Raw genomic sequence first — 22,961 nt, 5'->3', positions numbered from 1 at the left:
AATGCCCGGGACTGTTGAACTCAGATAAGAAAGCCGTGCGACGTATCACGAAGCACGGCATTTTATTATCTTTTTATCCGGCTTATTCAGCGTCAGTTTTTACCGGCTCGACATCAATCCGGCTCACCCGCTGTAAGCCTCTTGGCAACAGCGCACCACGGCGGCCACGTTCTCCACGGAAGTTATCCAGATCTTCCGGTTTCAGGCCCAGTTTTCGTTTCCCTGCATACATGGTCATTGAAGCACCCTGAGGCAAAGCAATCAGGTGAGAGACGAACTCTTCGCGTTCTTTGGCTTTTGCTGCGGGAATATTGATAATTTTATTCCCTTTCCCTTTACTCAGTTGAGGCAGATCTTTAATTGGGAAAATCAGCATGCGTCCCTGATTGGTAACCGCAACGATTTCATCACTGTCAAGAGATACGACCGTATGCGGCGTCATGACTTCAGCATTCGCAGGTAAACTGACCAGCGCCTTACCACTTCGGTTTTTCGACAGTAAGTCACTTCCTTTACACACAAAGCCATATCCGGCATCAGAGCCGACAAGCCAGAGCTGATCTTCTTCTCCCATAATGACCTGACGAATCGTCGTCCCCTGAGCAATATTCAGTCGCCCGGTAATCGGTTCCCCCTGAGAGCGTGCAGAAGGCAAGGTATGAGCTTCGAGTGAATACGAACGCCCGTCACTGCCAAAGAAGACCGCCTGTTGATTACTTTTACCACAGGCATGGGCCAGATAGCTGTCACCGGATTTATAGTTCAGCCCCTGACAATCAACGTCATGCCCCTTGGCATGCCGTATCCAGCCTTTATCCGACAAAATAACCGTGACTGGTTCACTTGGTACTAAATCCCTCTCTGTCAGCGCTTTGGCTTCAGAGCGCTCAATCAGCGGAGAACGACGATCATCGCCATATTTTTCTGCATCCGCTTTGATTTCTTTCTTCAGCAGGGTATTCAGGCGTCTTTCAGAACCCAGTAACTGCTCCAGTTTCTGACGTTCTTTTTCCAGTTCATCCTGTTCACCACGAATCTTCATCTCTTCCAGTTTTGCCAGATGACGTAAACGGGTATCCAGAATCGCATCAGCCTGAATTTCGGTAATTCCGAAACGGGACATCAGAACTGCTTTCGGCTCATCCTCAGTGCGGATGATTTCAATCACCTCATCAAGATTCAGATAGGCAACCAGTAAACCTTCGAGAATATGCAGCCGCTTCAGGACATTATCCAGACGATGTTGCAACCGGCGTCTGACTGTCGTACGCCGGTATTCGATCCATTCTGAAAGAATCTGCACCAGCCCTTTGACCTGCGGACGTTTATCCAGACCAATCATGTTGAGATTGACGCGGAAACTTTTCTCAAGGTCCGTCGAGACAAACAAGTGATCCATCAGTACATCGCTGTTCTCACGTTTCTTCGCCGGTACGATCACAATTCTGGTCGGGTTTTCGTGATCCGATTCATCCCGCAGATCTTCAACCATCGGCAATTTCTTCGCCCGCATCAGATTCGCAATCTGCTCCAGCAACTTAGCGCCGGAAACCTGATGTGGCAGCGATGTAATCACAATTTCACCGCCTTCTTTATGCCAGACCGCCCGCATTTTGATGCTGCCCCGTCCGGTGCGGTAAATCTTCTCAATATCATTCCGGGGCGTGATAATCTCAGCTTCAGTCGGATAATCCGGCCCCTGAACAAACTGCATTAAGTCGGGTAACTCTGCCTTTGGCTGATCAATCAGGTGAATGGTTGCGTCAGCAATTTCCCTGACATTATGCGGCGGAATATCTGTCGCCATTCCGACGGCAATCCCGGTCACACCATTTAACAGAATATGAGGTAAACGGGCCGGCAACATTTGAGGTTCACGCATGGTGCCGTCAAAGTTTGGCTGCCATTCAACCGTTCCCTGCCCCAGTTCACCTAAAAGCAATTCTGCAAACTTTGATAATTTAGCTTCCGTATAACGCATGGCCGCGAATGATTTCGGATCATCCGGCGCCCCCCAGTTTCCCTGTCCATCAACCAGCGGATAACGATAAGAGAAAGGCTGGGCCATGAGTACCATGGCTTCATAACAGGCTGAATCACCGTGAGGGTGATATTTACCTAAAACATCACCGACAGTACGGGCTGACTTCTTGTATTTTGACGAAGCGGATAATCCCAGCTCCGACATTGCATAAATGATCCGCCGCTGAACCGGTTTTAGCCCATCGCCGATGTATGGCAATGCCCGGTCCATGATGACGTACATGGAATAATTAAGATAAGCATCTTCGGTAAACTTACGTAACGGCAGCTGTTCTACGCCGTCATAACTGATATCTGTCGCCATAATTTTTATACCTCAGCCAGGTCGCCGTTGTTTTGTAGCCATGAGCGGCGATCATCAGCCCGCTTTTTACCCAGCAGCATATCCATCATTTCGTTGGTTGCCTCTGAATCATCAATCGTCAGCTGAACCAAGCGACGGGTATTCGGATCCATCGTTGTTTCACGCAGCTGAAGCGGATTCATTTCACCCAAACCTTTAAAGCGCTGAACATTTGTTTTCGCTTTTTTCTTGCTCAAACGTTCCAGAACGCCGTCTTTTTCCTGATCATCCAGTGCATAGAAAACTTCTTTTCCGCAGTCAATCCGGTATAACGGCGGCATAGCAACATACACATGACCTTCCCGCACCAGCGCACTGAAGTGGCGGGTGAACAAAGCACATAACAGGGTCGCGATGTGCAGCCCATCAGAGTCCGCATCGGCGAGGATACAGACTTTCCCGTAGCGTAGCTTTTCAAGATCATCACTATCCGGGTCAATCCCCAGTGCAACTGAAATATCATGAACTTCCTGCGATCCAAGCACTTGATCCGCAGAGACTTCCCAGGTATTCAGAATTTTACCCCGGAGCGGCATCACAGCCTGGAACTCACGATCACGAGCCTGTTTAGCACTACCGCCGGCAGAGTCACCCTCCACAAGAAACAGTTCAGTCCGGCTCAGATCCTGCACCGAACAATCGGTCAGCTTTCCGGGCAAAGCCGGCCCGGAAGCGACTTTCTTACGCACCACTTTTTTACTGGCCCGCATTCTTCGGTGTGCGTTAGCAATACAGGACTCTGCAAGTAACTCGGCCACCTGAGGTTTCTCGTTCAGCCACAGGCTGAATGCATCTTTGACCACACCGGAAACAAATGCTGCTGATTGCCGCGATGACAGCCTTTCTTTGGTCTGTCCGGCAAACTGAGGATCCTGCATCTTCACAGAAAGTACATAGGAACAACGCTCGAAAATGTCGTCTCCCGTCAGTTTAACGCCACGAGGCAACAGATTCCGGTATTCACAAAACTCGCGCATCGCATCAAGTAACCCCTGACGCAAACCGTTCACGTGTGTTCCGCCGGATGGTGTCGGAATCAGGTTAACATAGCTTTCTGTGATCAATTCACCGCCTTCCGGCTGCCAGATCACGGCCCAGGTCGCAGTCTCTGTATCTCCGGAAAACTCACCGGTGAAAGGTGCTTCAGGCAATAACGGATAGCCTTTCACACCATCGGCGAGGTAATCTTTTAAACCATCTTCATAGAACCAGCGGTAACTTTCCTGATTAACCTTGTCTTCAAAAGTAATCTCAAGCCCCGGACACAAGACTGCTTTTGCCCGCAGGTTATTCACCAGCCGCGTGACAGAAAAATTCGCTGAATCAAAATATTTCGCTTCCGGCCAGAAATGTACCCGGGTTCCCCGTGCACGGCGGCCACATGTGCCGGTGACTGTCAGATCAGAGACTTTATCACCATGTTCAAACGCGATTTCGTAAACCTGGCCATCCCGCTTAACGCTGACTTCCACACGTTTGGACAGGGCGTTCACAACCGAAATACCAACACCATGTAGTCCACCGGAAAACTGGTAGTTCTTATTCGAGAACTTGCCTCCGGCATGTAATTTACACAGGATCAATTCAACCCCGGAGACTTTCTCTTCCGGGTGAATATCAACAGGCATGCCGCGTCCGTCATCTATCACTTCCAGAGACTGGTCCGGATGAAGAATGACCTGGACTTTCGTTGCAAATCCGCCTAACGCTTCATCGACACTGTTATCGATGACTTCCTGCCCTAAGTGATTTGGTCGTACCGTATCCGTATACATGCCCGGCCGACGACGTACTGGCTCTAAACCATTAAGAACTTCAATGGCTCCAGCATTATATTGTTCAGTCATATTTCGGAATGCTTATACTCAATGATTTAAAAATTTGCAGTCAGGATATACCTTTTTGGATGAAATATCCCAATGAATCTTTTTTTCCGGATCAGCAAAACCACCGGAGAAAAATATCAGCATAGTCTGGAAGAGAATACCATCTGTCAAGGAGTGAGGTTAACTCCTGTAACAATTTATGACATTTCCCTCATGTTTATCACGATGGTGAATGAAAACTGAAATGCACTCACTGCTTCAGAAATCATAATTTATCCGGGTAGCTATTATCCGAAAAGAGAATAAAAAAGCTACAGCGCCAGAAACTGCAAAATAGTCTCACAGTGGCGTTCAAAGCCAATAAAGCTGTGATCACCACCCTCTTCCACGATCTGTTTGGAATCGCACAGCTTTTCAACCGCCTGACGGTAATCCAATACTTCATCGCCGGTTTGCTGAAGTAATAACAACTGTTCCGGAGACCGGATTTCTGTGACATCCAGTGATCGTAGCTCATCCATATGATGAGCGGCCAGAAAATAACGTTCGTGGGTATATGGATTTTCCTGTTCTCCAAGATAATCCGTCAACAGTTCATAAGGGCGAACAGCAGGATTAACCAGCACGGTTTTCAGATGAAACAGAGCATTGAGCCAGAGAGACATGTATCCGCCTAAAGAGCTGCCAACCAGACCAATTTGATAGTCATGCTGATATTGCTCTATCAATGAAGAAAGGTACTTGACAGCTTCAACAGGAAAAACAGGCAACCGTGGCGTAACAACTTTAATATCAGGATGATGAATCCGGCAATACTGCGTCAGTATTGTCGCTTTCTGAGATTTGGGAGAGCTGTTGAATCCATGAATATACAACAACAGGGAAGGTTTGTGATTCATTGTTCTTAATAACCGTTGGCACTGAAGTCAGGCAGAAACAAGCCATTTTCCAGGCGACTGACACGGGTTGTTAACCGGCCGTCAGGATGAAGTTCAAGTTCACGCCAGCCGGGAGACAAAGGATCCAGAGAAAACTCATCAGAGCCAGGTTTAAACTGAACACAGGTTGATGGCGTTGACATCACTTTCACACCGTAATAATCCCGCTCCATCACCTGATGCACATGACCACACAAAATCGCTCTCACATGAGCGTAACGATGAATAACCTGCCATAATTGATCACGATCTTTCAAAGAGTGCTGATCCAGCCATGCACTTCCGACGAGTAAAGGATGATGATGCAGCAGTACTAAGGTATGTTTGTCAGCTGTGCCGGATAATACATCATCCAGATAAGCCAGCTGCTCATCAGAAATGCGTCCGTGAGGCACACCCGTGACCTGAGAATCAAGCAGCACAATTTGCCAGTGTGCTCCAATACAAACATGTTGAGGCTGAAAGATTTGCGGACTGGGTAAAACATGGCTCATCAGAGACTTTTCATCGTGATTACCCGGAAGCCACAGGCACGGTTTTTTTAATCCCTGAATACCATCTGCAAAGCGTTGATAAGAGGCATCAGTATGATCCTGAGAAATATCGCCGGTTGCGAGAATTGCCTGAAACTCAACATTTCTTCGGGTAATTTCTTCGACAACAGTTTTAAAACTATCCGCCGTATTCACACTCAGTAAACACCCTTCATCTGAAGAAAAGAGATGAGTGTCGGTAATCTGAATGAGCTTAACAGTTTCACCTGGTTCAGAATAAAGCGATATATCCAAATCTACGCACCTGTTTCTATCTTCATTTAAGACGAGCTGTTACCCAGAGAAATGGGCGCCCGGCTAATACCAAATTTAAGGCAAAAAGTCAGCCAGTCTCCTAAAAAACGATTTATCTGGGCTTTTTCATCTTTCTGAGCCATTTTTTCATTCGGGTAATCATAACGCGACTTAAACTGATACATTTGCTCAGTTTGGCAAACTTCTGCAACACGGGCATCGTGGTATAGCCTGACAGACATTGTTGGCAATGGAAATACTGTCACTTCATCACTTTGACAAATTTTAACCAGTGTCGTGAATTTTGTGACTTCCGTCACTTCAAGCTGATATTTAACACATTGAGCCTGATAACAACGAATATCATCAACCTCCGGCTCTGACGGTAACAAAGCATTCAGCTTTGCATAATTCGTTTCATAGACCCGCATCAACTCTGGCAAATCAACATGATAAGCTTTCTGTGTGACTATTTCTGCCATTGCTCCCTTATCTCTCTCCGGTTTAATTCCAGCCATTGCAGGGCAATAATAGAAGCCCCATTTTCAATTTTGCCGTTTTTGACCCAGTGATAAGCTTCTTCCCGGCTCACCACATGGACCTGAATATCTTCATCTTCGTTATCAAGTCCGTGGACCCCCTTAGCAAGGGATGCATCCACTTCCCCAATAAATACATCCAGTATTTCATTGCATCCGCCGGATGAAGGAAAATATGAGGTGATTTTCTCAATCCGCTGAACGTCCATCCCGGCTTCTTCAACGGCCTCACGTCTCACCAGAGCTTCAGGAGATTCATTCTCTTCCACGATCCCGGCAACAATTTCCAACTGCCAGGGATGCTCATGTTCCAATGCCCCAACCCTGATTTGCTCAATCAATACAACCTGATCAGTCTGAGGATCATAAGGAAGAACGGCTGCCGCTCTTTTCCTTTGAAACATTTCTCTTTCTACAACCCGGCTCCATCCGCCCTCAAACTTTCTATATTTGAAATAATACTTCACCATTTTGAAAAAGCCGTGAAAGAGTGTCTCTTTTTTGACCACATCCAAATCTTTTGCAGAAAACTGCCCGGGTACATTTTTAGGTGATTGCATAAACCATTTTCTCCGACGAAGTGCACTAGTTTAACCATATACCACACCAAACCAAGGATACAGCTCAACTTTTTGTATAAATTTTATAATTTTTTTTAAGATAAAATAAATCATTTACTATACAGCTGGATAATTAACTGGAAAAATAGCAAACTAACGAACTAATTTTTCTAAATTTAAGTTAAACTGTCGTTCGCAACCTCAGATGCTATTGCAAAAATAGGAATAAATAATGAAGAAACGGCTCCATCTATGCATTGGTATTGCCCTGAGTAGTATAGTGACCTCTGTTTGGGCAGATACTCTTGCTGATATATATGAATTAGCGAAACACAATGACACGCAAGTGCTTCGCGCCGCTGCAGAAAGAGATGCTGCCTACGAGGCTATTCAGTCGACCCGTGGAGACCTGCTCCCTCAAATTAATCTGTCTGCCGGTTACAACATCACCAACAGCGATATCACCTCCGGTGACAGTTCCCGGTTTACCGGTGATGTCACCCTGTCCCAGACACTCTATAACCGTTCAAGCTGGATCAATCTGGATACTGCTGAGAAAAGTGCCAGACAAGTTGATTCTCAGTATGCTTCCATACAACAAAACCTGATTTTACGGGTTTCCAATGCATATTTTGAAGTTTTAAGAGCCAAAGATAATCTGGCATTTGTCCGGGCAGAGAAAGCAGCCGTTTCAAGACAGCTGGAACAAACCAAACAGCGCTTTGAAGTGGGTTTATCAGCCATCACAGATGTCCATGATGCTCAGGCACAATTTGACAGTGTATTAGCCGATGAAGTTCTGGCTGAAAACAGTCTGAACAATAGCTATGAAGCGATACGCGAAATTACCGGTGAAGAACATAACGCATTAAGCTCCCTTGATACGAAACGTTTCTCTGCCAGAAAAATCTCAGACACTGTTGAAAAACTGTTGAAAGATGCCCAAACGAAAAATCTGTCTTTGCTGACCGCACGTATCAGCCAGGATATTGCCCGGGATAAAATCAAACTGGCAGACTCAGGCAATTTGCCGACACTGTCATTAAACGCGAACTACAATCTGCTCAAAGAATACAACGATAAAAATACCTACTACGATGTTTATGATCCTGCGAATAATCTGAGCCTTGGATTACAGTTGTCAGTACCTTTATACACAGGCGGAAAAATCACTTCACTGACAAAACAGGCTGAATATGGCTTAATTCAGGCCAGTGAGCAGCTGGAAGCCACTTACCGGAGTGTTGTAAAACATGTCCGGGCAAATTATAACAATATCAATGCCTCGATTGGTGCAATCCGTGCTTATAATCAGGCGCTGATATCCGCAAAATCTGCCTTGCAGGCAACTGAGGCCGGTTTTGAAGTTGGTACCCGTACAATCGTTGATGTTCTGGATTCAACCCGTCGTCTCTACAATGCGAAGAAAAACCTTTCTGATGCACGTTACGACTATATTCTCAGTGTATTGCAACTCAGACAATCTGTCGGAACACTGGATGAACAGGATATTATTGATATTAATGCCGGCCTGAAAAAGAAATAAACAACGCTTCGGAATTAATACAGACTAAAAAGCCAGTCAGACGACTGGCTTTTTCTGTTTTACACTGTTTACTCCGGTCAACATCAAACGTTAACCGGCATCCCCTTTAATGGCATTGATAATTTCAGTGGTTGAACACCCATCTTCAAAGTTCAGGACCCGGACTGCTCCTCCGGCTGCAATCACTTCTTCTCCGCCTGCAATTTCTTCCGGACGATAATCGCCTCCCTTCACCAGCAAATCAGGTAGTACAGAAGCAATTAATCGCTGCGGCGTCTCTTCACTAAACGGCACCACCCAGTCTACAGCGCCCAGCCCTGCAAGCACGGCCATACGACGATCAGTCGGATTCACAGGACGCCCCGGCCCTTTCAATTGCTTCACCGATTCATCGGTATTCACCGCAACAATTAACCGGTCTCCCAGACTGGCTGCATGATTCAGATAAGACACGTGGCCGGCATGAAGAATGTCAAAACAACCATTGGTCATCACAACTTTCTCGCCACTGGCCTGCGCTTTCTTCACCACATCAATCAGTGTTTTCTCATTGATCACACCAAAATCAGTGTCCTGACTACCATGCACAGCTTCCGCCAGTTCAATGGTTGAGACCGTTGAAGTCCCCAGTTTACCGACAACAACACCAGCAGCAGCATTGGCCAGCGCACAGGCTTGATCCAACGGCTTTCCGGCAGCAACCGATGCTGCAAGTACAGAAATAACCGTATCACCGGCACCGGTGACATCGTACACTTCCTTCGCCTGAGTCGGTAAATGGAAAGGCGGTTCATCGCGTCTCAGCAGAGTCATACCATGCTCGCTGCGGGTCACCAGCAGCGCTTCAAAATCATATGTTTTGATGAGTTCAAGACCTTTTTCTACCAGCGCTTCTTCAGAGCTTACCTTACCGACAACCAGTTCAAACTCTGCCATATTTGGCGTTAAGAGTGTCGCGCCCCGGTAGCGTTCAAAGTCAGCTCCTTTTGGATCAATAAATACCGGCACACCTGCCTGACGGGCTTTCCGAATGAACAGCTGCACATGTTCTAATGCACCTTTTGCGTAATCTGATAAAACAACCGATTTTACATCCGTCAGTTTTTTCTCCATCCGGGAAAGAATCAGTTCCGGATCTGTGTTCTGAAACTTATCTTCAAAATCCAGACGAATGAGTTGCTGCCCCCGGCTTAAAACCCGTAACTTAGTGATGGTCGGATAATCATTCAGCGCAACAAAATCACAGGTTACATTAAGTGATGTCAGCTTTTCACTTAACACAGACGCTGGTTCATCATCACCTGTTAATCCGATGATATTCGCATGCCCGCCCAGAGAAGCGATATTCATCGCAACATTTGCTGCGCCTCCGGGACGTTCTTCATTATTCTCTACTTTAACAACCGGAACCGGTGCTTCTGGCGAGATCCGCCCTGTTGGCCCATACCAATAGCGATCCAACATGACGTCACCAACGATTAATACTCCGGCCTGGCTGTAATCAGGTAGAATGGGCTTCATCAATTCTCTCCATTTTCATCTGTGTGGCACAGTCTACCACAGCCGGATTTCCGGCTAAACTGTGTCAGTATTATCATTGAAACTCTTTATTATTCAAACCATTGCTTCCAGGCGTGAATGACGGATTCTCTTTCTGAAACCAGTTTATCGTCTTTCACATCCGCATCCAGGTTCAACAGGTTACGCCGGTGAATCTGATCCCGCAAAGTGGTATAAGCATGCGTTAAAATCCGGGCCTGATCCTGTTCTAAAAGATTCGATTGCATCAGGGAGCCGAAAATACGCACATTATCAGACCATTCCGTCAGTGACGGATGTTCAGCGCTGTAGCGCAGCACCAGATACTGAGCCAGAAACTCAATATCTGTAATGCCGCCAGGATCTTGCTTAATCATAAAGCGCCCGGCTTTTTTGGCCGATAAATGCTCCCGCATTTTATCTCTCATCCCGACGACTTCTTTTTTCAGTCCGGATTCATCCCTGACTTTACTCAACACCTGATGACGCACAGCTGAGAAAGCTGTTTTCAATGTTAAATCGCCGTAAATGATTCGGGTACGGACTAAAGCCTGATGTTCCCAGGTCCATGCTTCCTGATTCTGATACTCATTAAATGCTTCGACCGTCGTTACCAACAACCCGGAAGCCCCGGATGGCCTGAGCCGGGTATCCACTTCATACAAAATCCCGGAAGCAGTCCGGACAGAAAAAATATGGATAATTCTTTGCGCCAGACGCAAATAAAACTGACGGCCATCAATTTCTTTCCGCCCATCAGTATAAACATCCGAAGGGCAATCATGCATAAAGACCAGGTCAAGATCAGAGTTGTATCCCAACTCCCATCCGCCAACTTTGCCATAACCAATCACAGCAAATCCGGTACCGTCCCGCTGGCTCAGGTGTGTCGGCTCGCCATATTTCTCTGCCAGCTGTTTCCAGGCCTGCTGAACAACAGCCTCAACAATCGCCTCAGCCAGATATGTTAAGTGATCGCTTACTTTCATCACCGGAAGAGCACCAGCAATATCAGCAGCTGCAATCCGAAGTAAACAGATTTGCTTAAACTGCCGCAGCCCTTCCATTTGCTGCTCCATATCATCTTCAGGAATACGGGTCAGAAAATCACGTAATTCAGGTTTGTAATTCTCCAGAGAAACAGGATTGTACAAATGCTGAGGATCAAGCAATTCATCTAACAGAACCGGGTAACGACCAAGCTGCTCTGAAATCATCGGGCTGGCAGTACATAATTTCACTAACTGCTTTAAAGCCCCCGGATACTCATCAAGGAGCTCCAGATAAGTTGTCCGGGTGACGATTTTTTGTAGAAAAGATAAAACACGAGGCAGGCCAAACTGTGAGTCCGGATGTGTAAAAATGGCCTGAAATACTTTCGGCATCAGATGATTCAGAACTTCCCGCCCTCTCGGCCCCAGTGTTTTTCTCGCCAGATCAGATCTGAACCCGCAGATAATCTCTTTAATTTCGTCCGGTTCTGAATGACCAAATTCCTGAGCGACAATTTCACTGACAACGTCAGGGTGTTCTGCCATATTCCAAAGTTCGCAATAAACACCCGGAACCGGGCAGTCTGAAGCATGGTCTTCTTCCCCGATTAAATGAATAAACACCTGATTGACACGGCCCATGTGTTGCTCTGTCAGCTTAAGCAGGCTTTCCCAGGAATCAAGGTTCAATGCAGTCGCCAGGCGCATTTGACAGACCGGCTCATCCGGCAGTGTCTGAGTCTGCTTATCGGCAATTGCCTGAAGCAGATTCTCCATACGCCGGAGAAAGCGATACGCGTTACGTAAATGATCGATCTCATCAGCACCCAGTAAACCAAGAGACTCTATCGCATCCAAAGTTTCGGACAAGCCTCTGCGACGAAGCGCCGGTTCACGACCACCGCGAATCAGCTGAAATGACTGGATGATAAATTCAATCTCACGAATACCTCCGGCACCAAGCTTGATATTGTTGGTTAACCCACGCCGGCGGACTTCACTCTGAATCATAGCCTTCATCCGGCGCAACGCCTGTATCGCACTGAAATCAATATAACGACGAAATACAAATGGCCGCAGCATCTGACGAAGCTGTCGGTAACAGGCATACATTTCCCGTCCCATCACCCGGGCTTTAACCATGGCATAGCGTTCCCACTCTCTTCCCTGATCCTGGTAATAATCCTCTAAAGCAGAAAAACTCATTACCAGCGGACCGCTGTCACCAAATGGCCGGAGCCGCATATCTACCCGATAACAAAAACCATCTGCCGTATGTTGATCCAGACTTTTGATAATCCGTTGGCCTAAGCGGGTAAAAAACTGTGCATTTGACAGGGATTTCCTCACACCCTGAGTTTCCCCGTTTTCCGGATACGTAAAGATCAAATCAATGTCAGAAGAAAAATTCAGCTCAGCACCGCCCAGTTTCCCCATTCCAATGATCAACATAGGCTGCGCCTTACCTTCCGAATCGCAAGGCGTTCCCCACAACTGACAACATAACTGATATTGCCAGTCATACACTTCAAAAATCATCGCTTCAGCTAAAGCTGAAAGGTGGGCAAGACTTTCCTGAAGCGACCAGTTTGCGAGAAAATCACGCCAGGCGATATAAACCATCTCCTGACGACGGTAGTGGCGCAGTAACTGATAACCTGCCTTTTCCTCAGAGACAGAAGACAGCTCTGACTGGAGCCGCTCCCGGTATTTATAAAGACGTGAAGGCTCGTTCATGATTGAAGGAAATTCCCGGCAAAGCCGTTCATCCCGAATCAATGCATCAAAAATAAAATCACTCAGTCCCAACACATATCTTAGCTGCCCGAGTAAATCTTCCGGCCAGGCCATGATTTCAGGGTGCTTTTCTGTCAGTCGCAGATAATTCTTATCCGATAATTCTTTCAGTTGAGATGGTAACTGCATATACGGCCTCTGTTTGTCCTGATGACCAAAATCTTATCGCTGCGGCAATCCAGGTATTATCCATGTAATAAGCAACCTGATTGTCGTGTTAAATAATCGTCTTAATAATATACCCAAACAACCTGAAGATGCAGGGTTAACTGTTTGGGAGATATAAAACAATAAACGCCCATAATTTATGGGCGTTTTAGTCATGAATAAGAAGATGATCATTCACACTTTAAACGAAGAAATCTTTCCATCCAGTTCTTCAGCATTCCCCTGCATAATTTCAGAGGTTTCCAGTAACTCTCCCACAACAGTCACAGACGCCTCAACCAGCTCCCGGACATTCGTCAGATTCTGACTCATCTCTTCGGCAACACTACTTTGCTGGCCTGCTGCTGAAGCAATCTGGAAATTCATATCATTAATTTGCTGAATTTGAGCCACAATGCCATCCAGTTCACTTCCGGCATTCGTCACCAGTTCAACACCATCAGCAGCTTCAACCACACTCTTTTCCATTAAACCCACAGCCGAATTTGCACTTTGCTGAAGCTGTTCAATCATATTCTGAATTTCAACAGTCGCATGTTGTGTGTTCTGTGCAAGATTGCGGACTTCATCGGCAACAACCGCAAAACCACGCCCGGCTTCTCCGGCTCTTGCCGCTTCAATAGCCGCGTTGAGTGCCAGCAAATTCGTCTGCTCAGAGATGCCCTGAATGGTACCAATCACGCTGCTGATTGCATTGACTCTTTCTTCAACCTGATTAACTGCTTCAGCGGATTCAGCAATATCCGTGGATAAATCCCGCATTTTTGAAACCGTTGCTTTTACAAATTCCTGACCGGTTTTTGCACCAGAGGAAGCATCTTCAGTTAATGCAGAAGCACTTTGAGCATGTTCAGCAACCGTATGAACCGTGGATGTCATCTCACTCATGGCCGTCGCAAGTTGATCAATTTCATTGAACTCCTCCTGAGCCGAGTCCTTTGTCTCTGACATACTGATTGTCATCACTTCCGTTAAGCCTGCCAATTCCTGAGAGCTGGAAACCTGTAACTTAATCACATCCTGTAGCTGACTGCGGGTTTTTTCCAGTTCTCTGGCAATATCACCATATTCATCTTTACAGTCTAAGTTGACCGGTTCAGATAAATTACCGCTTGCCATTGTCTGAATCGAAGCACTGATGTATTTGGTTTGTCTCAACATGATATTGGCCGTAAAAAGTAACAGCGCAATAAAGATAATAATTAAAATGATAGTTTGCCAAACAACCTGAACCAGATATGCCTCATAGTGCTGCTCAGCAAGATGAGTATCTTGTGTAACTTCAAGAAGCGCCTGATAAAACGAGCTTGCATCCCATAATTGCTTTGCAATGATCAACAATGTGCTGAAAACCATCAGCATGATCATTTTTGGAACCAGCCGGACGTCGGTAACGATCTTTTCCCAGGGCCTGAAAGCCATTATTGTCATTTTAGTTCTCCATTTATCCCGATTTTTGATTACCCGTATTACTCTATAAATAGAGTATTTTTTTATTTATTTTTTTGAATTAAGTTCTCATTTATACCCAGACACAGCATAACAGACTTGCCTGAAAAACGGCATGAAGGCCATCAAGAACTATCAGTTTCTATACTTGTTTGTGATCAGCATCTTACAAATTTTACAAAGATGTTATATCTATTTTAGCGTTTTAAATTGCATATTTTGTAATTTATTTCACGCCTTAAAAAATTAACAGGGCAAAACAGTGATGAAACTGACAAAAAGCGCAAAAAAAAGAATCCTCCGGCATAGCCGGAGGTTTTTCATATGCGCCTATAAGGCTCTCCTACCAGCAGCGCCCTAGCAGGCGCATAGTGATCTGACATTTGCATATTACTATTACTTACGGCCCGTAAACGGGCTACCTGAATATGGGATCGACAGCTGCTCTCCCAATTTATCCTGTTCTAACTGGTGTTGGATGTAATTTTGGATCTTGCCGGTATTTTTACCTACCGTATCCACATAATAACCTCGACACCAAAATTCACGATTACGATATTTGAACTTCAAATCTCCAAATTGCTCATATAACATCAAGCTACTTTTTCCTTTTAGATACCCCATAAATCCTGAAACGCTCATCTTTGGTGGTATTTCCAAAAGCATGTGGACATGATCTACACAGCATTCTGCCTCAACAATGTTCACATTTTTCCATTCACATAATTTTCGCAGTATTTCACCAACTGCTCTGCGTTTTTCACCATAGAACACCTGCCTTCTATATTTCGGGGCGAATACTATGTGATATTTACAATTCCATCGAGTGTGCGCTAAGCTTTTTTCGTCCCCCATTGGGACCCCCTTTCAATTTTTGTTTAACTCTTGTAGTTGCCAGACCACAAGATATTTCTAACAAATTGAAAGGGGTTTTATAACTGACTTATAGCTGTAAGCTTTACGGAACCCCCAGCCTAGCTGGGGGTTTTCTATCCACAATAAAAAAGAGATGAAGAACTCATCTCTTTTAATGGGATAAAAGTCATCGACCCGGTTCAGCCAGACTTAATGACTCCGCCAGTATGGGGAAGCTTCCATACCAATAGAACGGGTTTGCTCCATCGCATGCAAAATGGAAGACTGCTGACGGGATAACCACCGTTGCAACTGTTCTTTTGACTCACCTTCAAGTTTATCCACGAGTTCTTCAAGTGGCTTCAGCATCAGTAAATCATCAATTCCCTGCAGCAAATCAGCCCAGGGGAGCCTGAAAGATTGCCTTTCTTCTTCATCATAGAGGCTGGCAAAACTAATCCCGGTGTACAGATTGCGCATCAGACAATACTGCTGGGCCTGATAATCTTCGCAGGAAAGCGCTTTATCTGCCGGAAAGACCACCTTCAGCTCTTGCCATGTTTGCTCAAGCTTTTCTGCAGAAAATGGTTTGATAGCTCCCGCCAGTACGTCCGAAGATTTTTCATCCAGAAATGGCTGCCAGCCCCGGCTGAGAATCCAGCGGTTCAGATCCAAAATTAAAGCTGTATACCGGGCTGAATGGAACAATTTCAACATGTCGTCTACAGAAGGTAGTTTCTGATGCAATAGCTTCAGTTCAGCAACTAAAAACTTCCTTGCATCAAGTTTACGTAATGCATGACCTTTATCTTCCAACAGATTGTCCAGATAATCAGAAAGCTTAAGCCAGTCCAGTTCCTGCTCAAGCCATTTGAGTTCCTGCCGGATAACCGCGGTCGCCCGTTTTGGTACAACATCAGAATACACAGCAAGCACTTGCCTGATTAAACAAATCGCATGGTTAATTTCATGTAACGCTACAATAGAATGCTGTTCTGCATAAACCTGTTCATGATAAGTCCAGTGAGACAGTGCATATTCCAGAGACTGAATAAAACAGGATTCAACGCTGTCAGAATAATGAGTATCAACCAGAGAAATGGACTTCACCTCATCCGCTTTGTGCCCATATACCAAACGATAACCCCGGGCAGCTTTACTGAGCGTTCCTAATCTGGCGCCGCCATCTTCTGTAATTGTCCGTGCCAAAGAAAAAAGCGCACCGGTCTGGCCGGATTTCAACTCAAGTTCAACTTCACAGATAGGTTCATCTTTATCGCCCGCAATCACTTTTCCCTGATCGAAAGCGACCTCAATCTGACTGCCTTCAGACATACCTAATAACCATTGCTCCCGGGTGAAGTCGGTCGAAAACAAGGGCTTTAATTCAGACTGGATTTGTTCTGCTGTCCGGCCTTCTGGCCAGATGTCATCGGGATGAAGTGATAATAGAGGAGTATTGCTGTCATGCTCTGCGTTGTATTCCGGTCGCTGATGGAGTCCGGCGACAACGCGCCCCGACGTTTTTACCGTCTGGACATACACATCATCAAATCGTCGTATCCGAAGTCCTGTATCGTGTTGACGTAACCAATAATCGTGCGTATCAAAATAAGTATTTTGCAGTTCGCGACAACTGTGCTGAAGTACTTTCGCTTCAGAAATTTTACGTTTTAAAATCTCTGAATATTCAGGAGAAACAAAAAACTTCAGTTCTATCTCGGTTTCCATAACAATACCTTTCGTGGCAGATAGCCACAGGATATTGCCAATTGAGCACATGGGCAAGAAGGAAATATCACATCATTCGTGATCTAAAACAGTTTTAAAGCACGAAGTAATGAGTTAACATGCGCGCCTCTATAGCCAATGTTCAACATTTCACCATTATTAACGTTTGTTGAATATTTCTTGAAGGTTATAAGTCTGGATGACGTTAACATGCCAATGAATACAATTATGGGGTTATTTGCAAAGTCCCCAATAAAGCCTTTGCAAAGACATGTTGTGTGTGTCAGTGAGTGTTGTTCTCACCTGGTAAACTTTTTTGAAGTGACCTTTCAGAATGATTGGGAGAAAGCTTCAGAAATTCGCGCACAAATATCTCACCTGGAGAAAGAAGCGGACGTCCTGAAACGGGAAATTCGTCTGAAACTTCCCCGCGGGCTTTTCCTGCCGGTCGATCGTACCGACATGCTGGAACTGCTGACCCAACAGGATAAACTTGCAAACCTGGCAAAGGACATTACGGGTCGGGTTTATGGTCGTCAGCTGGTGATCCCGGAACCTCTTCAAAGCAGTTTTATCGATTATGTTAAGCGATGCCTTGATGCTGCAAATCAGGCTCAAAAAGTGATCAGCGAACTGGATGAACTCCTCGAAACCGGATTTAAAGGACGGGAAGTGACTCTGGTTGCAGAAATGATCAATCAGCTTGATGTCATTGAAGATGATACTGATGCCATGCAAATTCAGTTACGCCAACAACTTATGTCTATTGAGTCAAAATATAACCCGATAGATGTCATGTTCTTATATAAAATCCTTGAGTGGATGGGTGGTATTGCCGATCAAGCTCAGCGGGTCGGTGCTCGTTTAGAGCTGATGCTTTCCCGTTCCTGACCAACCAATTAACCATAACAAAGAGCATGAATCTGACAAAACAAATCGTGCGCGTAGAGTGTCTCAGTTAATCACTGAGATACGCTGCCGGATTGTGTGCTCCGCTTGTTAAAATAACTAGGTATTACAATGGATATCCTTGCAAATTACGGCACTATTCTGGTCCTTGTTGCAGCAGTCTTCGGATTTCTTATGGCCATAGGTATTGGTGCAAATGATGTTGCAAATGCAATGGGCACCTCTGTCGGCTCTAAAGCATTAACCGTAAAACAAGCTATCTTGATTGCGATGATTTTCGAATTCGCCGGTGCTTACCTTGCCGGCGGAGAAGTCACGGATACAATTCGTAAAGGTGTTATCGAGACTGATTTGTTTATCAGCCAGCCCGATATACTGGTATTTGGCATGATGTCATCTCTGTTAGCTGCCGGAACATGGTTATTACTGGCTTCATATATGGGATGGCCGGTTTCTACAACTCACTCAATCATTGGTGCAATTATTGGCTTTGCGTGTGTCACGATTGGTACAGACGCAGTTGACTGGGCTTCTGTTCAGGGCATTGTTGGTAGTTGGATCATTACACCTGTCATATCCGGATTTTTCGCCTATATCATTTTTGTCAGTGCCCAGCGTCTGATATTTGATACAGAAAATCCGCTGATGAATGCCAAGCGCTTTGTGCCGGTTTATATGTTTATCACAACCATGGTTATTGCTTTAGTCACTATCAAAAAAGGATTAAAGCACGTTGGTCTGCATTTAACGGCTCCGGAAGCCTGGCTTTGGGCCATCGTTGTGTCTGCTATCATTATGGTTGGCGGATATATTTATATCTTTAAGAAATTTTCAAACAAAGAAGACGACCGTAGTTTTACCAGCGTAGAAAGCATTTTCAGCGTACTGATGGTGATTACTGCCTGTGCGATGGCTTTTGCGCATGGTTCAAATGATGTTGCTAACGCGATTGGCCCTCTGTCTGCGGTTGTATCCACAGTACAGCACATGGGAGAAATCACGGCGAAAAGTGACATTCAGTGGTGGATTTTACCGCTTGGTGGTTTCGGTATTGTTGTTGGCCTGGCAACTTTAGGTCATAAAGTAATGAAGACCGTTGGTACAGGCATCACGGAATTAACACCAAGCCGCGGGTTTGCTGCGCAACTTGCCACAGCATGTACCGTTGTTCTGGCATCAGGTACCGGATTACCCATTTCAACAACACAAACCTTAGTCGGTGCTGTTTTAGGCGTTGGTTTTGCCAGAGGCATTGCCGCATTGAATCTTGGGGTTGTACGCAACATTGTTGCATCCTGGGTGGTCACTTTACCTGCGGGCGCTTTATTAGCTGTTATATTTTATTATATGCTGGAGAAGCTATTTATCTGATTGACACTGTCAATGATTTGTCAGAGACATGTGATTATTAACTCAAATTTGCATAAAGGGAGGTAAAGCCTCCCTTCGTTGTTGCACCGTACCAAGAAAATTTTTACTATTCATAAAAATCTTTTCCGCTTTCCAATATATATCGCTAAAGGGTTTACCGTGAAAAAACTGATCATCATGTTGCTGCTTTCTCTCCTGACGATGCCTTCATTTGCCCGGGACTATTACATCGCAGACAAACTATTCACTTATATGCATTCTGGTCCAAGCAACCAATACAGAATTATTGGCAGTGTGGATGCTGGTGAAAAAATTAAACTCATCAAGTCCAATAAAGAGACTGGTTATAGTGAAGTTGTCGACACCCGTGGGCGTAAAGGCTGGGTGCAGAATAAATTCATCACATCAACTGAAAGTATGGCGTCACGCTTACCTCGTCTTGAGGAAGAGCTGGCAAACGTGAAGCAACTTCTGGCTGATGCTGAGAAAAAAAGCAATCAGGAAAAAGCCGGTCTGGCCGACTCTCTGAATGTCCGGAACAAGCAAATTTCTGAACTAGAGACAAACTACAGTGAAATCAGCCAAAAGCTGACAGCTTCTCAAAGTGAAATCCGTCAGCTCAGAGCAAAACTGGACACTCAGGAAGAAGATTTACTCATGAAGTATTTCATGTATGGCGGTAGTGTTGCTTTTGCCGGCATTTTGTTTGGTATGCTGCTTCCTCATATCGTTCCTAAACGCAAAAAGTCCCGCTCAGACTGGGTATAAACTCAGATCATTTTTTTCATACGTAAAAGGCCACATTTTAACAATGGTGGCTTTTTACGTATATCAGCTCTCTTATCCTGGAGTAATACAAAACTCCACTTACTCTTATCTAAAACCACTAAATTATTTTTTGAGGTTACTGTGAAGGTTTATCTTGTTGGCGGAGCTGTCAGGGACAGTTTACTTGGTATTCAGGTCCATGACCGGGACTGGGTTGTCACCGGAAGTACGCCGGAAAAAATGCTGGAGCAGGGGTTTATTGCTGTCGGAAAAGATTTTCCGGTCTTCTTACATCCTCAGACAAAAGAAGAATATGCACTGGCAAGGACAGAGAGAAAATCAGGTGCAGGATATAAAGGGTTTGACTGTTTTTTTGCACCCGATGTCAGTATTGAAGAAGACTTGCGTCGTCGTGATTTAACCATCAATGCCATCGCTAAAACAAAGCAGCAAACACTCATCGATCCATATAACGGGAGACAAGATATAGAATCACGTCTGCTCCGTCATGTCTCTGAAGCGTTTACTGAAGATCCGGTCAGAGTCCTGAGGGTCGCAAGGTTTGCCGCTAAACTGGCCAGCCTCAGTTTTACAATCGCCCCCGAAACCATGGCACTGATGCAGCAGATGGTTCAGTCAGGCGAACTATCTCACCTGACCCCGGAACGTGTATGGCAGGAATTCAACAAAGCATTATCCACGAAGAATCCAGCGGTCTTCCTTTCAGTACTCAGAGAATGTGGTGCACTTGCAGTGATTTTTCCTGAAATCGATCAGCTTTTTGGTGTCCCTCAGCCGGAGAAATGGCATCCGGAAATTGATACGGGGATTCACACCCTGATGGTGGCTCAAAAAGTCACAGAACTATCTGACTCTCTGCCCGTCAGATTTGCAGCCATTGTTCATGATTTAGGGAAAGGAACAACACCTGAAGATGAATGGCCAAGCCATAAAAAGCATCACCTGACCGGCCTGAAATTAATTCAATCACTTTGTCAGCGCATCAGAGTGCCTTCTGAATACCGGGATTTAGCCCTGTTAGTCTGTGAACATCACTCCAGCATTCATCATATTGCAGAGCTCAGTGCTGAAGCTATTTTGCATGTATTTAATCAAATCGATGTCTGGAGAAAACCACAACAGCTTCAAGACGTTCTGCTATGCTGTCAGGCTGATTATCAGGGAAGAAGTCTGTTTGAAGGTCAGAGTTATCCGCAAAGACAAGTGGCAGAAAAAACTTATCAGGCAGCTTTAAGTATCAATATTCAGGATATTGTTCAGGCAGGTTTTCAGGGACAGGAAATACGGGAAGAACTTAACCGGCGCAGAACTGATGCAATCAGGAAAGTCATTTCGTAAACAATTTTTCCTATAAAAAAAGCGCCTCATCTGAGGCGCTTTTCAAATCAGATCAGTCAGAATTAAGCCTGACCTTTCACTTCTTTCAAACCGTTGAACGGGGCACGTTCACCCAACGCTTCTTCGATACGAATCAGCTGGTTGTACTTAGCAACACGGTCAGAACGGCTCATAGAACCCGTCTTAATTTGACCGGCAGCAGTACCTACAGCAAGATCAGCAATTGTTGCATCTTCTGTTTCACCAGAACGGTGAGAGATAACCGCTGTGTAGCCAGCATCTTTCGCCATTTTGATTGCAGCCAAAGTTTCAGTCAAAGAACCGATTTGGTTGAATTTAATCAGGATAGAGTTCGCAACACCTTTTTCGATACCTTCTTTCAGAATCTTAGTATTTGTAACGAACAGGTCATCACCAACTAACTGGATTTTATCGCCCAGCAATTCAGTTTGGAATTTGAAACCATCCCAGTCAGACTCATCAAGACCATCTTCAATAGAAACGATTGGGTATTGAGCAACCAGGCCTTCAAGATATTTAGAGAAATCTTCAGATGAGAAAGTTTTACCTTCACCTTTCAGATCATAAATACCTTTTTCTTTGTCATAAAATTCAGAAGCAGCACAGTCCATAGCCAGAGTCACATCTTTACCCAACTCATAGCCTGCTTTTTCAACAGCTTCTTTGATCGCAGCAAGTGCAGCAGCGTTAGACTCAAGGTTAGGTGCAAAACCACCTTCATCACCAACAGCTGTGTTCAGACCTTTACCTTTCAATACTTTAGCAAGGTTATGGAATACTTCAGCACCAATACGCAGTGCTTCTTTCAGAGTTTTTGCACCAACAGGCTGAATCATAAATTCCTGGATATCAACGTTGTTATCTGCGTGCTCACCACCGTTAATGATGTTCATCATTGGCAGAGGCATAGAGAATTGACCAGGAGTACCATTTAATTCTGCAATATGCTCATAAAGAGGCTGGCCTTTCGCAGCAGCTGCTGCTTTAGCGTTTGCAAGGGATACAGCCAGAACTGCGTTTGCACCGAATTTTGACTTGTTTTCAGTACCATCTAAGTCGATCATAACTTGGTCGATGTCTGCTTGTGCTTTAGCATCTTTACCAACCAAAGCTTCAGCGATTGGACCGTTGACCGCTTCAACAGCTTTCAGTACGCCTTTACCCAGAAAACGTGATTTATCGCCATCACGTAGTTCAAGCGCTTCACGAGAACCAGTTGATGCACCTGATGGTGCAGCAGCCATACCTACGAAACCGCCTTCCAGGTGAACTTCTGCTTCGACAGTTGGATTACCGCGAGAATCAATGATTTCACGACCCAGAACTTTAACGATCTTAGACATTAATGTTTCCTCTCTTTGAATTTAAATGTCAAATTAGCAGGTAACCGGGCTTCTATATTTTAACCCGGTTACCCTT

The 22,961-nt window shown here is 45.2% G+C and carries 17 protein-coding genes; 5 read left to right on the top strand and 12 right to left on the bottom strand.

Annotated features, from left to right (window positions below; translation table 11 throughout):
• Positions 1-82: 82 nt before the first annotated feature.
• The 6 genes from parC to nudF all read right to left on the bottom strand — a co-directional run bounded on the left by parC (position 83) and on the right by nudF (position 7,037).
• On the bottom strand, positions 83-2,347 hold the full coding sequence (parC, locus tag OC443_RS03310; RefSeq protein ID WP_073581747.1) for a DNA topoisomerase IV subunit A: 2,265 nt from the start codon (positions 2,345-2,347) through the stop codon (positions 83-85).
• A 5-nt stretch (positions 2,348-2,352) separates the two neighbouring features.
• Complete coding sequence (parE, locus tag OC443_RS03305; protein ID WP_073581749.1) at positions 2,353-4,233, bottom strand: DNA topoisomerase IV subunit B; 1,881 nt, start codon at positions 4,231-4,233, stop codon at positions 2,353-2,355.
• A 290-nt stretch (positions 4,234-4,523) separates the two neighbouring features.
• Positions 4,524-5,111, bottom strand: coding sequence for an esterase YqiA (gene yqiA, locus OC443_RS03300; RefSeq protein WP_073581751.1), 588 nt, complete (start codon positions 5,109-5,111; stop codon positions 4,524-4,526).
• 5 nt (positions 5,112-5,116) lie between these two features.
• The gene (cpdA, locus tag OC443_RS03295) at positions 5,117-5,938 is read right to left on the bottom strand and encodes a 3',5'-cyclic-AMP phosphodiesterase (RefSeq protein WP_073581753.1); all 822 of its coding nucleotides are present in this window, start codon (positions 5,936-5,938) and stop codon (positions 5,117-5,119) included.
• 26 nt (positions 5,939-5,964) lie between these two features.
• Positions 5,965-6,420, bottom strand: coding sequence for a DUF1249 family protein (locus tag OC443_RS03290; RefSeq protein WP_073581754.1), 456 nt, complete (start codon positions 6,418-6,420; stop codon positions 5,965-5,967).
• Positions 6,408-7,037, bottom strand: a complete 630-nt coding sequence (nudF, locus tag OC443_RS03285) for an ADP-ribose diphosphatase (RefSeq protein ID WP_073581756.1) — start codon at positions 7,035-7,037, stop codon at positions 6,408-6,410. Before nudF ends, OC443_RS03290 begins: the two co-directional genes overlap by 13 nt.
• A 232-nt stretch (positions 7,038-7,269) precedes the next feature.
• Between nudF and tolC the strand changes: the two genes are divergently transcribed.
• Positions 7,270-8,583 carry an outer membrane channel protein TolC gene (gene tolC / locus OC443_RS03280; protein ID WP_073581758.1) on the top strand — a complete coding sequence of 438 codons (1,314 nt, stop codon included), beginning with the start codon at positions 7,270-7,272 and terminating at the stop codon, positions 8,581-8,583.
• 90 nt (positions 8,584-8,673) lie between these two features.
• Here tolC and hldE read toward each other — a convergent pair whose 3' ends face one another.
• The 5 genes from hldE to OC443_RS03255 form a co-directional block, all read right to left on the bottom strand.
• Positions 8,674-10,104 carry a bifunctional D-glycero-beta-D-manno-heptose-7-phosphate kinase/D-glycero-beta-D-manno-heptose 1-phosphate adenylyltransferase HldE gene (gene hldE / locus OC443_RS03275; protein WP_073581760.1) on the bottom strand — a complete coding sequence of 477 codons (1,431 nt, stop codon included), beginning with the start codon at positions 10,102-10,104 and terminating at the stop codon, positions 8,674-8,676.
• An 89-nt stretch (positions 10,105-10,193) separates the two neighbouring features.
• The gene (gene glnE / locus OC443_RS03270; protein WP_073581762.1) at positions 10,194-13,040 is read right to left on the bottom strand and encodes a bifunctional [glutamate--ammonia ligase]-adenylyl-L-tyrosine phosphorylase/[glutamate--ammonia-ligase] adenylyltransferase; all 2,847 of its coding nucleotides are present in this window, start codon (positions 13,038-13,040) and stop codon (positions 10,194-10,196) included.
• A 213-nt stretch (positions 13,041-13,253) separates the two neighbouring features.
• Positions 13,254-14,510, bottom strand: coding sequence for a methyl-accepting chemotaxis protein (locus tag OC443_RS03265; protein WP_073581764.1), 1,257 nt, complete (start codon positions 14,508-14,510; stop codon positions 13,254-13,256).
• 414 nt (positions 14,511-14,924) lie between these two features.
• On the bottom strand, positions 14,925-15,383 hold the full coding sequence (gene tnpA / locus OC443_RS03260) for an IS200/IS605 family transposase (protein WP_262021637.1): 459 nt from the start codon (positions 15,381-15,383) through the stop codon (positions 14,925-14,927).
• 210 nt (positions 15,384-15,593) lie between these two features.
• A complete protein-coding gene (locus OC443_RS03255; protein WP_073586515.1) occupies positions 15,594-17,114 on the bottom strand; it encodes a CYTH and CHAD domain-containing protein in 1,521 nt (506 codons plus the stop codon).
• A 210-nt stretch (positions 17,115-17,324) separates the two neighbouring features.
• Between OC443_RS03255 and OC443_RS03250 the strand changes: the two genes are divergently transcribed.
• The 4 genes from OC443_RS03250 to OC443_RS03235 all read left to right on the top strand — a co-directional run bounded on the left by OC443_RS03250 (position 17,325) and on the right by OC443_RS03235 (position 21,521).
• Positions 17,325-18,005, top strand: coding sequence for a TIGR00153 family protein (locus OC443_RS03250; RefSeq protein ID WP_073586516.1), 681 nt, complete (start codon positions 17,325-17,327; stop codon positions 18,003-18,005).
• A 129-nt stretch (positions 18,006-18,134) separates the two neighbouring features.
• Complete coding sequence (locus tag OC443_RS03245; protein ID WP_073586517.1) at positions 18,135-19,394, top strand: inorganic phosphate transporter; 1,260 nt, start codon at positions 18,135-18,137, stop codon at positions 19,392-19,394.
• A gap of 159 nt (positions 19,395-19,553) precedes the next feature.
• Complete coding sequence (locus OC443_RS03240; protein ID WP_073586518.1) at positions 19,554-20,162, top strand: TIGR04211 family SH3 domain-containing protein; 609 nt, start codon at positions 19,554-19,556, stop codon at positions 20,160-20,162.
• 141 nt (positions 20,163-20,303) lie between these two features.
• Positions 20,304-21,521, top strand: a complete 1,218-nt coding sequence (locus tag OC443_RS03235) for a multifunctional CCA addition/repair protein (RefSeq protein ID WP_073586519.1) — start codon at positions 20,304-20,306, stop codon at positions 21,519-21,521.
• Positions 21,522-21,583: 62 nt separating this feature from the next.
• On the opposite strand, the gene eno is transcribed toward OC443_RS03235, so the two are convergent.
• A complete protein-coding gene (eno, locus tag OC443_RS03230; RefSeq protein WP_073586520.1) occupies positions 21,584-22,885 on the bottom strand; it encodes a phosphopyruvate hydratase in 1,302 nt (433 codons plus the stop codon).
• Positions 22,886-22,961 lie beyond the last annotated feature (76 nt).

Origin of the sequence: Vibrio quintilis (assembly GCF_024529975.1) — a bacterium.
Classification (GTDB): Bacteria; Pseudomonadota; Gammaproteobacteria; order Enterobacterales; family Vibrionaceae; genus Vibrio; species Vibrio quintilis.
This window is presented reverse-complemented; position numbering and strand designations above follow the sequence as displayed.